Origin of the sequence: Anabaena cylindrica UHCC 0172 (assembly GCF_034931625.1) — a bacterium.
GTDB lineage: Bacteria > Cyanobacteriota > Cyanobacteriia > Cyanobacteriales > Nostocaceae > Anabaena > Anabaena cylindrica_A.
Genome location: NZ_JAYGGY010000109.1, coordinates 26,058 through 40,497, shown reverse-complemented (window position 1 = coordinate 40,497; position 14,440 = coordinate 26,058). Strand labels below are relative to the sequence as shown.

At 39.5% G+C, this 14,440-nt stretch carries 13 protein-coding genes and 1 tRNA gene; 6 read left to right on the top strand and 8 right to left on the bottom strand.

The window, feature by feature from the left end:
- Window positions 1–443, top strand: a 443-nt coding sequence (locus VB713_RS24460; RefSeq protein WP_323314098.1) for a hypothetical protein, incomplete at its 5' end; no start/stop codon positions are given.
- Window positions 444–461: 18 nt separating this feature from the next.
- On the opposite strand, the gene VB713_RS24455 is transcribed toward VB713_RS24460, so the two are convergent.
- Window positions 462–1,274, bottom strand: a complete 813-nt coding sequence (locus tag VB713_RS24455; protein ID WP_323314097.1) for an alpha/beta fold hydrolase — start codon at window positions 1,272–1,274, stop codon at window positions 462–464.
- An 843-nt stretch (window positions 1,275–2,117) separates the two neighbouring features.
- Between VB713_RS24455 and metG the strand changes: the two genes are divergently transcribed.
- The 3 genes from metG to lptC all read left to right on the top strand — a co-directional run bounded on the left by metG (window position 2,118) and on the right by lptC (window position 5,947).
- A complete protein-coding gene (gene metG, locus VB713_RS24450) occupies window positions 2,118–3,719 on the top strand; it encodes a methionine--tRNA ligase (RefSeq protein WP_323314096.1) in 1,602 nt (533 codons plus the stop codon).
- Window positions 3,720–4,067: 348 nt separating this feature from the next.
- Window positions 4,068–4,697, top strand: a complete 630-nt coding sequence (locus VB713_RS24445) for an NYN domain-containing protein (RefSeq protein ID WP_015217118.1) — start codon at window positions 4,068–4,070, stop codon at window positions 4,695–4,697.
- Window positions 4,697–5,947 (top strand): LPS export ABC transporter periplasmic protein LptC, encoded by a 1,251-nt coding sequence (gene lptC / locus VB713_RS24440; RefSeq protein ID WP_323314095.1) that lies wholly within the window; start codon window positions 4,697–4,699, stop codon window positions 5,945–5,947. Before VB713_RS24445 ends, lptC begins: the two co-directional genes overlap by 1 nt.
- Before the next feature lie 101 nt (window positions 5,948–6,048).
- Here the strand turns inward: lptC and VB713_RS24435 are convergent, their stop codons facing one another.
- The 7 genes from VB713_RS24435 to VB713_RS24405 all read right to left on the bottom strand — a co-directional run bounded on the left by VB713_RS24435 (window position 6,049) and on the right by VB713_RS24405 (window position 13,374).
- Entirely contained in the window at window positions 6,049–7,371 is a 1,323-nt protein-coding gene (locus VB713_RS24435) for a D-alanyl-D-alanine carboxypeptidase (protein ID WP_323314094.1), read from the bottom strand.
- 600 nt (window positions 7,372–7,971) lie between these two features.
- Complete coding sequence (locus VB713_RS24430; protein WP_323314093.1) at window positions 7,972–9,042, bottom strand: LOG family protein; 1,071 nt, start codon at window positions 9,040–9,042, stop codon at window positions 7,972–7,974.
- Between the two features lie 270 nt (window positions 9,043–9,312).
- Window positions 9,313–9,642: a thioredoxin gene (gene trxA, locus VB713_RS24425; RefSeq protein WP_323314092.1), complete on the bottom strand. Its 330-nt coding sequence runs from the start codon at window positions 9,640–9,642 to the stop codon at window positions 9,313–9,315.
- A 300-nt stretch (window positions 9,643–9,942) separates the two neighbouring features.
- Window positions 9,943–11,106, bottom strand: coding sequence for a GuaB3 family IMP dehydrogenase-related protein (locus VB713_RS24420; RefSeq protein WP_323314091.1), 1,164 nt, complete (start codon window positions 11,104–11,106; stop codon window positions 9,943–9,945).
- A 146-nt stretch (window positions 11,107–11,252) separates the two neighbouring features.
- Window positions 11,253–11,816, bottom strand: a complete 564-nt coding sequence (locus tag VB713_RS24415) for a YdcF family protein (protein WP_323314090.1) — start codon at window positions 11,814–11,816, stop codon at window positions 11,253–11,255.
- A 353-nt stretch (window positions 11,817–12,169) separates the two neighbouring features.
- Window positions 12,170–12,243: transfer RNA gene (locus VB713_RS24410), tRNA-Arg, on the bottom strand.
- Window positions 12,244–12,276: 33 nt separating this feature from the next.
- Window positions 12,277–13,374 (bottom strand): tocopherol cyclase family protein, encoded by a 1,098-nt coding sequence (locus VB713_RS24405; RefSeq protein WP_323314089.1) that lies wholly within the window; start codon window positions 13,372–13,374, stop codon window positions 12,277–12,279.
- Between the two features lie 158 nt (window positions 13,375–13,532).
- Here VB713_RS24405 and VB713_RS28350 point away from each other — a divergent pair, with 158 nt between their 5' ends.
- Window positions 13,533–13,604, top strand: a complete 72-nt coding sequence (locus VB713_RS28350; RefSeq protein ID WP_416242482.1) for a hypothetical protein — start codon at window positions 13,533–13,535, stop codon at window positions 13,602–13,604.
- A 125-nt stretch (window positions 13,605–13,729) separates the two neighbouring features.
- Window positions 13,730–14,440, top strand: a 711-nt coding sequence (locus VB713_RS24400; RefSeq protein ID WP_416242481.1) for a calcium-binding protein, incomplete at its 3' end; no start/stop codon positions are given.

Sequence of the window (14,440 nt, the reverse complement as noted above, 5' to 3'; positions counted from 1 at the left end):
AAATCATCTTTTTATTATTACTAACTGTACCTCATAACAGCGGGAAGTGCTGTATGAACTTACCAGAAACTAAATTACAAATTTATCACCTACAACAACAAATGACTTTAACCTTGGATAATCCTAAATCAGTTAGGTTACAGGTTAAAAATATTAATTTAATTCAAAAGCAATTAAGGGCTATTAAAAAAGAGGTTAATTTAGCCATTAAAGAAATTAATCAACAGGCTATACAGACTACTCCTGATAGTATCATTTCAGTAGGACTAGATTTGTTTGGTAAACGTAAATGGGCTGGTCAACTAAGACAAAGCACAAGGAGAGCAATTCAATCAGAGAAAATTAATTTTAGACAACCTTACATGGAGGTTAAAGATTATATTGATCAAGTGATATTACAAGGGGATAAGCTTAAATTAAAAGCGGAACAATATTTAGCTTAATAGCTCATTTGTTCTACCTTAAATTCTAGTAACATGACTGTGTTTTACAGTTTCTATAAATTCATTATCTTGAAGAATTTCATACAAATTGACATTTTCCTCTAACAAACAGGCGTGTCCACTATCAGGGAGCATCACTTTCTTGGGATTTGGTAAAATATTATCTAATCGTTCTACCTCACTCACGGAAGGTAACAAGCGATCGCTCCCTCCAGCAATCAGCAATACTTGTTGTGTCAGTTGCTGCAATCTTTCCTCTTCCACTTGAAACTCTCGCAATAACGACAAACGCCAATTTACCGTTTCTGCGGGGAGAGAACGCATAGTTTTGAGTAGTTCATGGCGATCGCTACTAGACATACGGGATAACGATGCTAAAAATGGTAATAATCCCAATGCACCAACATCATAAAACCATGATGGCACGAAGTCAGTTAGTTGCGATAACGAGTTCAGCCAAGGACGCAATTGAAACGCTGAAGCTGGATTAATTAAAATAATGCGTTTAAATAAATGTGGTGATTGGGTAGCGACTTTCATAGCCAAACAACCGCCAAAAGACTCTCCACATAAGTAAACTGGACGGTGACAGCTTTTTTCTAATTCTGCGTGAATCAAGTCTAAAACGTTCTTCGTTAGCACCTCCCAGGTAGTGAGGTCTTGTTTAGGGATCGCCAAACAACGGACATCAAAGGCAATTTCTAAACCAGCCGTTTGCGATCGCAACAGTTGACCACTTCCATCCATTCCTGGTAAATAGACAAACAGCGGATATTCTGGTTGTATGCGTTTGGGAGTCAGGAAACAAGGTTTAAGTTTAACGTCTGCCATTTTACCAAGGTGTATATCTTTATTTATTAACCTTGTTTAACTTTACACTTTCACTTGCACTGATGGGGAGATAGGGAAATGGGAAGAAACAAAGTTTAGATTGGACATGAACAAATATAATACAAAATCCTTTCATTCAATAATTTTTGCCTTTTACCTCCAGCATAGCCACCTCAAATCACAAAAATCAACTTTTCTAGACAAAAAATAGCCAACTCTGAAACCCTGATTACAGAATTAAGTAAAGTTTCAATGAATTATATAGAAATGAATGAAAGCACTTCATCGACCCTTCATAAATTCACTCACGATGGGTAATTGATAATTGGAAATAGCTGACCGTAGCTTTAGCCATTTATCCTGAAAACATGAAGAGTATAATACACTTAATCTCCTGATGAGGAAAGCACCAATGTTTATCTCTTTCAGGGAAGCGATTACTACTAAAAAACAGCTAAATCATGATAAATTTGCCCACAATACCAAATGAGAAAATTCCTGCTGAAATATACTGTAATAGCGAAACATCTACATGAAAAATAATGCTAAACAGTAACAATCAATGGAAGCAACAGCTTTTACCATGATTATTAGCAACTACTATCCTAAAATTTGCGATAAATTAGCCGATTTTCTAGATCCTACAAAAAAAATCTGGAGTCGAGAAATTTGCTAATATTAAATTGCTGCTGGCAAAAATAGTAGCAATGTTATATAATTGCTTGGTTTTGCAGGATTAACTAAGAAAATTGTATGAAGAAGTAATTCAGAATGCAAAAGTTGCCATTCCTGTAACTCATGAATTTTTTCTTGTTAATAATTTGATTTGTTTTTTTAATTTACATGAATCTAGTGAATAAAACAAAAAATACCTTTGTACTGACAACACCTTTATACTATGTAAACGATGTTCCTCATATTGGTAGTGCTTATACAACAATAGCTGCGGATGTAGTAGCCCGGTTTCAACGCTTATTGGGACATCAAGTACTGCTAATTACGGGTACAGATGAACATGGGCAAAAAATTCAGCGTTCAGCAGAAAATTTAGGAAAAGCACCACAAGAATTTTGTGATCAAATAGTACCCAGTTTCCTTAACTTGTGGCAAGTTCTGAATATTCAATACGATCGCTTTAGTCGCACCACCGCTGCGAATCATCATGCAATTGTTAAAGAATTCTTTCAGCGAGTTTGGGAAAATGGCGATATTTACCAAGGACAACAAAAAGGTTGGTACTGCGTATCCTGTGAAGAATTTAAAGAAGAACGAGAACTGCTAGATGGCAAACGTTGCCCTATACATACTAGCAAGGAAGTAGAGTGGCGAGACGAGCAGAACTACTTTTTCCGTTTATCCAAGTATCAAACCAAGCTGGAGGAATTCTATCAGTCTAAACCAGATTTTATCCAGCCAGCAAGTCGCCGCAATGAAGTCCTGAGCTTTGTTAGTCAAGGTTTGCAAGACTTTTCGATTTCGCGGGTAAATTTAGATTGGGGTTTTCCCGTACCCGTAGATCCCAAACATACACTTTATGTCTGGTTTGATGCGCTACTTGGTTATGTCACCGCATTATTAGAACCAGGTGCAGAACCGACTTTAGACAACGCTTTAAAAACATGGTGGCCAATTAATCTCCACCTGATAGGTAAAGATATATTGCGCTTTCATGCAGTTTACTGGCCAGCAATGCTGATGTCAGCTAATTTACCCTTACCAGAGCGAGTATTCGGCCATGGATTTTTGACTAAAGATGGTCAAAAAATGGGGAAAACTCTGGGTAATACCCTTGATCCTATCGCATTAGTCCAAAGCTATGGTAGTGATGCCGTTCGTTATTACTTCCTTAAGGAAATCGAATTTGGCAAGGATGGAGATTTTAATGAAATTAGGTTCATTAATGTTTTAAATGCAGATTTGGCAAATGATTTAGGTAATTTGTTAAATCGCACCTTGAACATGGTGAAAAAATACTGCGCTGGTAAAGTGCCTGCAATCGCTCCAGAAGTTATTCCGGCTGAGAATCCTTTAAAAGCGATTGGCTTACGTCTAGGGGATCAGGTGAAACAAGCTTATGAGACACCAGCTTTCAGTGAAGCTTGTCTAGCTGTTCTTTCGCTGGTACAAGCCAGCAACAAGTTTATTGATGAACAAGCTCCTTGGTCATTATATAAGCAAGGAAAACAGGAAGAAGTGGAAGCAGTGCTGTACACAGTTCTCGAATCTGTAAGACTAGCAGCTTATCTCCTATCTCCAATTATCCCTAATATCAGCAGTGATATTTATCAGCAACTAGGATGGGGCATAAATTTTAACGATCAACCAGAAAGTTCAATTGCTGCTCCTTTTTCTACCCATGCCAAATGGGGCTTACTTTCAGATAAACAACAGTTGGGTACACCCCAACCAATTTTTAAACGTATAGAACCACTAAAAAACGATTAGTACTTGCAATTTTTGATTGACTTTAAAGACTAAATCGGGGCTTAACTTATTTAGCCCCGGAAAATTATCATAAGCCAATCTAAGAAGTATGTAAAAGTTATACCAAGAAAGAAAAATGATGGCGACAGATGGGATGTACATAACTTAAATGCACAAAGCGATTCCCAATCCATTCGGGTGATCAGCCTAACGGTGTTAGCGTCGCTCAATGAAGTGGCACAGCAACCCCTAAGGGGAAGCAAGCTACATGGGAGTTTCTCCCAAGATCGTGCTGCTTCACCAAAATCCAAAATGGTATTAGTGATTTCTATCAAAAATAACAGGGATAAAAACTGAGGTATGAGAACAATGTTGAATAATTTGGAAAACGACTCAATATTTACACCAGAACAAGTTTTAGAAAATCGTGGTCGTGTCGCCATATTTATAGATGGCTCAAATTTATTTTATGCGGCTTTACAATTAGGAATTGAAATTGATTACACTAAGCTTTTATGTCGGTTAACTGGGGGATCAAGGCTGTTGCGGGCTTTTTTCTATACTGGTGTAGACCGAACCAATGAGAAACAACAGGGGTTTTTGCTCTGGATGCGTCGTAATGGTTACCGAGTCATTGCTAAGGATTTGGTGCAACTGCCAGATGGCTCAAAAAAAGCTAACCTGGATGTAGAAATAGCTGTTGATATGATGGCGCTTGTTGATTCCTATGATACCGCAGTTTTAGTTAGCGGTGACGGCGATTTGGCTTATGCTGTTAATTCGGTCAGCTACCGGGGTGTACGGGTAGAAGTGGTGAGTTTGCGGTCGATGACTAGTGATAGCTTAATTAATGTGAGCGATCGCTATATTGATTTAGAAGCCATCAAAGAAGATATCCAAAAAACACCCCGTCAAAGTTATCCATATCGACCTTTATCTAGTATGGGTTTTTTGGATGAGCATCGAGATAGTGAAGGACATCTAGAAATTCCTGAATAATGCAACATCAAAAAGGCAGGACGAATGGAAGCAGAAATTCAAAACTTCCGGGGGGAAGTAAAACCAACTCCCCTCACTTCTATTCATGGTTATGGGAAAATTTAAACTTGCCACGAAATTGGTCTTACCTGCCTTTGACCTTATTTTTGGTCATCGGTTTATTTTCCTGTGGAACTCCATCTCCTACTAAACCAGATACAGAGGATGCATCTAACCAAAATAGAGATAGTAAGTTGACTTTCTTTGGTGTAGCTTTAGAACAATTTGATGAAGTAGGCAGACCGATTTGGAAAGTTAAAGCTATTAGAGCAAAATATACCAAAGAAAAGGAAATTGGTGAGGCTGAAAATCCTGATGGTGAACTTTATCAAGATGGCAAAGTAGTTTACACGATTAAAGCAGACAAAGCCGACATTCAGCAAGATGGTAAACAACTATTGCTCAAAGGTAAAATTCTGGCTACAGATCCTATCAATGGTGTAGTTTTGCAAGGTAATGAATTAGAATGGCGACCCCAAGAAGATTTATTAATTGTTCGTAATCAATTAAATGGTAGTCATAAACAATTAAAAGCTACAGCCCAGGAAGCAAGAGTAAAAACCCGTGAACAACGAGTAGAATTTACAGGAAAAGTAATTGCAATTTCTAATGATCCACAATTGCAAATGCGAACTGAGCATTTGATTTGGCAAGTCAAAGCAGAGAAATTAATTAGTGATCGCCCTATTCAAATTGACCGCTATAAAGATAATAAAATAACTGATCGTGGTCGAGGAAATGCAGCAGAAATTAATTTAAAAACCAAAATTGCTACTATTCAACCAAAAGCCCAATTAGAGTTACTAGACCCACCTATGCAGATAACTAGTAACTCTATGACCTGGAATATGAACCAAGAGATTGTGAAAACAAATTCCCCTGTACGTGTTTTTCACAAGACTGAAAATGTAATTGTAACTGGAAATCAAGGGGAGATGAGAATACCACAAAAAACAGTTTATTTAACAGGAAATGTCAATGCAGTAGGGCAACGTCGTCAGTCTTTAAAATCAAATAAACTCACTTGGTATTTAGACAAAAAACTATTGGAAGCCCGGGGAAATATAGTTTACCGTCAAATTGACCCTCAATTAAATTTCACAGGTGAAACAGCCATCGGGAATTTGCAAACAGAAAATATTGTTGTCAAAGGTGGCGGTTCTAAAGGGCGAGTGCTAACAGAAATTATTCCCCAGGATGGTAGTCAGTAGAGTGAAATGGAGAGTTGGGAAGTCGAATAACCCAATGACCAATGACCAATGACCAATGACCAATGACCAATGACCAATGACCAATGACTAATGACTAATGACTAACTTCTATATAAAATTTCATTTCTCTGAACTGCACCTAATTTTGGTAATGACTGTGTAGCTGAGTGAGGAGTAAGGACAGCAGGAACACCAACGGAAACTTGCAATTGTTTTACCAGATGTTGCAAAAGTTTATCTTGTTCAGCACGGAAACTTGACACATTGTTACCGCGATTGATGATCGCAAACCAGACCAAACCGCGATCGCGTGTAGGCACAACTCCGGCTAAAGCACTGACATCGCTGAGAGTTCCAGTTTTCATGATAGTCGCAGCGGGTATATGTCTAGAGTGCATTGTTCCCCGATGATCTAACCCAGACATAGGAAACAAATCACCTAAAGTCAGATTATGAGCAGAAGCTTCGTTTTGTAGTGCCATGAACATGGCGCATACTGCTCTAGGGGAAATACGATTTTCTCGTCCCAGTCCAGAACCATTAATTAACTGAATTTCCGACTGGGGAACCCTAGCTAGGTTAGCAGCAGTAGCTTTGACTACATTTGCACCTCCCACTGACTCGGCTAACATTTCTGCCATGTCGTTATTACTGTAAATATTCATCTCCTTAATTAGTTCCTTTAAGGGTAAAGAAATATGACGTACCAGTAAGGTTTGTTTAGGATTGGGCTGTGGTGAGACTTTAACCGTACCAGCAATGACAATTTGGGGTTTAGGAGTTCCCTTCGGCATGATTGAATATTGGTAAATCACAGAACGATTCCACGTTTTATGATCTAGTGCTTGTTTGAGTAATTGACCAGCTAAGAGGGGATTGCGTTGAAAATTCATGGCGAAATTGCCAGTAATCACCAAATTTCCCTTTACCTGCTTGATGCCGATTTTGTTGAGAGCATTACCAAGAGCGATCGCTTCCTCACCCACAAACATCGGATCACCACTACCAGTAATCACCAAATCGCCCTGAACAACCCCATTGACCATTGAGCCTGTAGTGCTAACCAAAGTCTCAAATTGATGGTCTGGCCCCCAAGTTTTAAAAGCCGCTAATGAAGTTGCTACCTTAGTTAAAGATGCGGCGGGTAGAGGGATTGTACCTTGATGATTAGCCATGAGCATTGGCCCAGACTGCAACCAAATTCCCTGGTGCTTGATGAGATTCTGGGTTACTACCTTGGAGGTAATCAGGTCTTTGAGATATTCTTGTACAGTCATAGCTCCCGCTGGGTTGGGATCAGGGGCAATGACAAAGCCCGGACTACTTTGCCAAGCCAATGCATCTAAAGCATCTAAAGGCTTGATCTTGACCCCAGCCATATCGAGCCAAAGTGAAACCAAACCTGAACCTAATAATTCCAGCATATTTAATTCCTCTATCTTTGTTCAGATGTCTGATATTGTTTTGTGCAGAGAGATTCCTCGGTCGCGCTGTAGCTTGTTTCCCTTAGGTTATGCGATCGCGCCTTAAAACCACATTTTTTATCTTGCTATCAGGAAAACTCAATTATCGACAGCTTCACTATACAAGCTTCATTTGCCCTAATCAGCATTGAGTCATCATAACTAGTGTCCTGATATATTTGGAAGTAGGATGTATCACATTGTTTAGATAATTACTCCACTTAAAATTAGAGTTAAATTCACAAAAAGTTTCTAGGATTATTTTTTTTAAATCCTTTGAATGCAGTGATAAATCAAATCTAAAATTATTGCTCTTTATCTATTGGAGAATAATTTTTTTGTAGTCGATGACAATGATTTTTAGATATTGTGAACAAGTCCTAAATTTGGCAATCAAAAGGTATTGAAAAGTGTTAAATTGGCTAACAGAATAAATTGATAGCTGGCAAATTAAAAATCTTACCCTAGTGCAGCACAGCAAAAATCAATATCTAGTGTAACAAGTTTCACTTATTCTAGATAAAACTTGCTTTCTTCCCTTCTAACTCCTCGTAATAGAGCCTATTTCCTTTCTGGATGTGCAGTTTCTTCAGGAGAAGGAATACACATTTCATTAATTACCCCAATCATTTGATATAAACGTCCCAAATCCCACTGATTGAAGTATAAAACTAAACGGGGTAATTCAGCGGTTTCATCTTGCCCCTCTTGAGGCAATATCTGGCTTTTCTCAATTTTGCCTTTGACAAGAATATCACTGAAATTATCATTCAGTTGTTCTACCTCAGTAGCTGATAAATCTTGTTTGAGACGAATTACCAACCGCTCACCTACATAACGGCTAGAGTGATAAACCTGGTAAAAACGAGTAATAGCATTGCAAGCAACTTCCAAATTATCTGTAATCGTGTACAGACTAGGATCATCTGGACTAACAAGACCTTTGTCCACCAATTGCTTATTAATATATTCACTCCAAGAGCGCCAATAATCACCACCAGGAGGATCAATTAAAACGACAGGAACTGGCCCAAATTTACCAGTTTGGCTTAATGTTATACATTCAAAAGCTTCATCTTGAGTGCCAAACCCACCTGGGAACAAGGCTATAGCATCACTTTCTTTGAGCAGAAACAGCTTGCGAGTAAAGAAATACTTGAAGTGAATTAGTTTAGGATCACCCTCAATAACAGGATTTGCTTGTTGTTCAAAAGGTAATTGAATATTTAAGCCAAAAGAATTGTCTCTTCCTGCACCTTCCTGACCAGCTTGCATAATACCACTACCACCACCTGTCATCACCATAAAGCCCAATTGAGAAACAGCACGAGCAAATTCCACTGCCATTTGGTATTCAGGTGTTTCTGGCGCTAAACGAGCAGAACCAAAGATAGTAACTTTACGAACGTGTCGATAACCATAAAAGAGTTGAAAACCTCCTTCCATATCTGCTAAAGCAGCAGATAATATTTTCCAATCAAGACGGTCAATTTCATCATCAGCCAAACGCACTATAGTCGCCAGTGCTTGCTGGATAAATTGCCGATTTTTTAAAGTTGGTAAACGATCTATTAACTCAACAATATCGGCTTGGAGAGATTCTAATATTTCAAACGATGCAGATGAATTCATGAGAATCGCCATCACAATGGCATTATATTTTATCTAAATTTTGTATGTCATTTATCAATACATTGGCACTCTTTTGTGTAAATTATTGAATAGGCAAAGACAAAATAGGGATGTATCCTCTGACAAAGATACATCCTTGGTAGTTGTCGAACATCCCACTTTTGTGGAAAAAGTTTTTACAAGACGCGATTTTTGCGTCTTTTAACTTCAATAGTTGACAAATATTCACTCAAAAATTGATCAGTACTCCTGAACTAACTAAAACTAGTCTTAAGGTTCAAGATATTTTTCCAAGGTGTTAGCTAATGTAGTTTTAGGCACAGCACCAACAACCATATCTACTTTTTGTCCATCTTTAAAAATCATTAATGTGGGAATACTGCGAATACCATACTTACCGGCAACTTGAGGATTTTCATCCGTGTTGATCTTCACCACTTTTAGTTTACCTTCGTACTGAATGGCAATTTCCTCGACAACAGGAGCCACCATGCGGCAGGGACCGCACCAAGGAGCCCAAAAGTCTACTAAGACTGGTACATCACTTTGGAGTACGTCTTGATCAAAATTATCATCTGTAACACTTGCGGCTGCTGACATTCCTAAAAACCTTTAACTATTATATTTCTGCGTTTTGTGAAAATTCTACCATAGCAAAAACATTAGCTTGGGAGTAAAGAATGTACATTTGCAAAAAAGCTAGATAAGGAACCGCCCGAACAGTAGTCCGGGCGGAGTGTGGTGTGAGGAGTGAACGGAAACATGCGTCTCCGCTATCTCTATTGTAGGCGACAGATGAGATTTTTCCCGTGATTGTTTAAGGTACTGGAAAAATTTCTTGGAGATACTAAGAAGCAGGAGGCAGGAGGAGAACCCACAACTCAGTACTCCCCAGTAACTTTATTTACCCATACCCAATTGTTGAGCTTTTTGGTAAACTTTCCCTTCAGTTAACAGAGAAGGAGCAATGACAACTTCAACTTGCTGCATTTCTTTGATATTTTTGGCTCCTAATGTCCCCATACTAGTTTTTAAAGCTCCTAGAAGATTATGAGTGCCATCATCTAGTCCGGCTGGTCCTCTGAGTATTTGCTCTAGAGTCCCAGTAGTACCAACGCGAATGCGAGTCCCACGAGGCAGTACTGGGCTAGGAGTTGCCATACCCCAGTGATAACCCCGTCCAGGAGCTTCAGCAGCTCTGGCAAAGGGAGAACCAATCATGACACCATCAGCACCGCAAGCGATACATTTACAAATGTCGCCACCTGTAATTAAACCGCCGTCGGCAATAACCGGGATATAGTTACCAGTTTCCCGATAATAATCATCTCGTGCTGCGGCACAATCTGCGATCGCTGTCGCTTGAGGTACACCCACACCCAACACCCCACGAGAAGTACAAGCAGCACCAGGGCCAATTCCTACCAATACAGCAGCGGCTCCAGCTTTCATCAAATCCAAAGTCACTTCATAGGTGACACAATTGCCTAGCGCCACAGGAATGGGCATAGAACGGCAAAATTTTGCTAAATCAAGCGGAATAATGGACTCCGGTGACAAATGGTCTGTAGAAACAACCGTCGCTTGGATAAAAAATAAATCAGCCCCAGCTTTGGCCACCACTTCACCAAATTTACTAGCACCTGCTGGAGTAGCACTCACTGCCGCAATGCCACCTTGTTGTTTAATTTCCTGAATACGTTTTTCAATTAATTCCGGCTTTATTGGTTCGGCATAAAGTTCTTGCATGAGGGCAACAAATTCATCTTTCCCCACAGACGCAATCCGATCTAGAATCGGTTCTGGGTCTGCATAACGAGTTTGGACACCCTCTAAATTAATCACTCCCAAAGCCCCTAGCTGGGACAAACGCACAGCCATTTCTACATCGACAACACCATCCATTGCACTGGCAATAATCGGGATTTCTCGCTCAATATTGCCAATACGCCAGCTAGTATCTGCCAAACTCGGATCGAGTGTTCTATTACCAGGGACTAGAGCAATTTCATCAATTCCGTATGCTCTACGAGCTATTTTTCCCCGCCCAAGTTGAATTTCCACGCTTTCACTTTTCTCAAATCTGTTTAAGCTAGGGTATCAAATTGTGGGGATGTTGGCAGGGATTTTTTCTAGGCGACTAGGAATTTAACCTTGGGCATAGGGTATTGGTCAACAAATTCCTCCCCTACCCCCTGAAGAATTATCTTCTATTTTTTACTTTGTTCAGCACCTGTGTAGCCAGTTGCTACCCACAAGATGGCTCTAGCTCCATCACGAATAGCTTTTTCAATAGGTTCCGGTGATGTTTCAGAGGGAACTGATATAGATTTGAACTCAATACCCCGACTCCCCAAAACAATCTCACCGATGACACAAGCACGACGCATATGAAAATCGGAAGTAATTAAATAAACGCTTTTAATGCCACGAGCTTGCAATTCATCTACCAACGTAGTAAAATTAGTAACTGTATCTACAGCTTCATAATCCAAGTGTAAACGCCGGGGATCAACTCCAGCTTTAGTAAATACTAGTTTTGTATATCTAGGTGGACTACCTCCAGTAATCCATATTGGTATATCTGGGTGAGCCTTGGCAAAATCTGCTGCGAATTTCTCCCTTTCTAAACGTCTAGTAGAACCGCCTAAAACTAACATGGCTTGTGGATGTACAATCCGGTTTTGTACTTCCTTGTATCCCCACCACACCAAAATTGGCAAGATAAAAGGTATAAGCCGTAAAGATAGACCCGTAAATAGTAGCTTATTCAAGACTTTCTCAGGTGTCTGCAAAGACCAGAATTTTCTCTAAAAATTATGTAGGATAAAAAATCTAGGTAAAATTTACCTAAATCAGGTTTTGAAGTATTTGTATGTTGAAAAGGATTGAATCACGATATATTCCTGATTACTCTCTTCGATGAATTATCCTAACCTAGATCGGACAACTCATCATAGGGGTTAAAACCCATTTATTTATTAAATTATTTTTTAGACAATGGCATCCAACAGGATCATTTTCGTCATATTCTGTAAGGTAACTTCTATTGACACTCTCTGCCTAAGGGCAAGGAGATTCTGAAGACTTCGCAGCCTTAATATCCTGGATCTAACTACTATATATACGGGACTGGTGCGACTTGAACGCACGACCTGACGCTTAGGAGGCGTCCGCTCTATCCAACTGAGCTACAACCCCAACTGTGAAGCATTTACAATTATAGCAGTAGTTTTACAAAGATTGCCAAATATTCTCCCAACCATCTCCACCTATTTCTAAACCACAAAGATGACTTTGTGCTTTCAGAATAATTTTAGATTTGCTGCTAGTGAATTCACGCAATTCTAAATTTAATTTTCCTTGCATGGTATCTCGACAACAAAATTCTAACCCATTTGTTGTGGGTGCGCGTAGGAGTGTACCTGGTAAATCAGTAATTCCTGTTAATTCAATCTCATAGTTAGAGTTTTTGGCTCGCATTTGCCATTTTCCCCAAGGCTGAATTTCCCAGTGTACTTGTGAGTTCCAGGGAGCGAATTCATAAAACTTACCTTGGTAGTGTATACCAATCATGGCGACAGATTCCATCCACCACAAGACACCACGTTTTCCACCACCCGCTGTGAGTGCTAAATCAGGTTCGTTGTCAAAATAATTACAATTGAGCCAAAACCATTTTTGCGGAAAAGCACCACCCCAATTTTTCTCACCGTAGGCCGGGACCTTGGTAAATTCGTAAATTTTGCCATTCCAGTCTATTGAACCAGTGGCTAAACCGTGAGCCATTAAAATTTGCCATCCTGGTTCAAATATCTGCGAAAATGATAGCCAACCGGCGGTTGATTGCTGAATGCTATTTTGATTACCCCAACCATAAACGGGTTGAATTTCATATTGCCATCGGCAATAATTACCTGTGGCAGGGTCAGTAATTATACCTTGGTTTAAGGTAGCTGTGGCTTGATAGCCTTCTTGAACATGATGCTCAAATTCTGTGGGGAGGAGATATAAGGGAGAAACCTGAACATTTGTTTTTCCCCAATGTCCTAAAGCTAAGACATCCCGACTAGCCCAAAATTTGTTAACATCAGGAAAGGTACGACAGAGGTATTCATCATTTATGCCCAGGATTTGGGCTGCACCGCCACTGTAAGGCTTCCCACCAGTTGGATCTTCGATGGAGTACATGAAGGCGAATGTTTGCCGAATTTCGGGCAATGTGACGCGATAATACCAACCTTCAAAGAAGCGGCGGTTTGTACCATCCCAATGGTAGCCACTGTGGGGTGTTTGATTTGAGTTGAGGAAGTTTTTGGGAATACTCAGCATAGATGCTTTGATTGTGCCTATTTTTCAGGATGTGCGATCGCGCGAGCGCTGACTTGTCAGTTCGCTATAAGCTGGCTATAGAAAATTATTAATAATCTTCAGTAAACTTTATTGATGGTGCCTTAAGCGATAGTTTATCGTCTAGGTAAAGCGATCGCATTCTTAAGGTAGCACCCACGATTGCAGATTTGCCAGGGGATGATAATATCAAACTGCAACACATAGCATAAGCTATTCAATATTAGATTATTGATAGAATAAAGTAATAGCGAGACTTCGTTTAGTTAAGGTTTTGTGATACATAAAAAAAATAAGCAAGGTTAGAATGTGGAAAATACATACAAGCTCTATCTTAATGAATCCTTTACTAAACTCTACTCTGACGCTAACATACAATCAACTGAGCGTATTTTCTAGTTTAGACAGCTTTTGGCAGGTTTTTGATACCGCTTTTGGTATGCAATACAACCGTAGAATAGCGGAAATTCTTCGTTTACAGTGGCAAACTGGTGATTTTAGTCAAATTCCGCAAATTGAAATTCTTGATAGCAGCATTTTTGGTAATGCTAATGGAGCTTATACCAGTAGCACAAATAAGATTTATCTATCAGATACCTTTGTTGCTACAGCCACACCAGCAGCTATTAGTGCGCTTTTATTAGAAGAAATTGGGCATTTTGTAGATGTTCAAATTAATCTGACGGATAGTGCAGGAGACGAAGGAGCGATTTTTGCTGAGTTAGTACAGGGTTATAATCTAGATGATGCCACCTTACAAGCTTTGCAAGCAGAAGATGATTCAGCAACCATTACTGTAAATGGGCAAACTATTCAGGTAGAACAGCAGAATTTCACCGGAACATCAGGTAGTGACAATATTACAGGAACTTCTGGAGATGATGTCATTCAAGCTTTAGGCGGTAATGATACACTTTCTGGACAAGGTGGAAATGATCAATTATTCGGGGGAACAGGTTCTGATACCCTCACAGGTGGAACAGGACAAGATCAATTTGTCTTTGAATATTTCAATGGTTCTACTATTTCCCAAGACTTAGATGTAGTC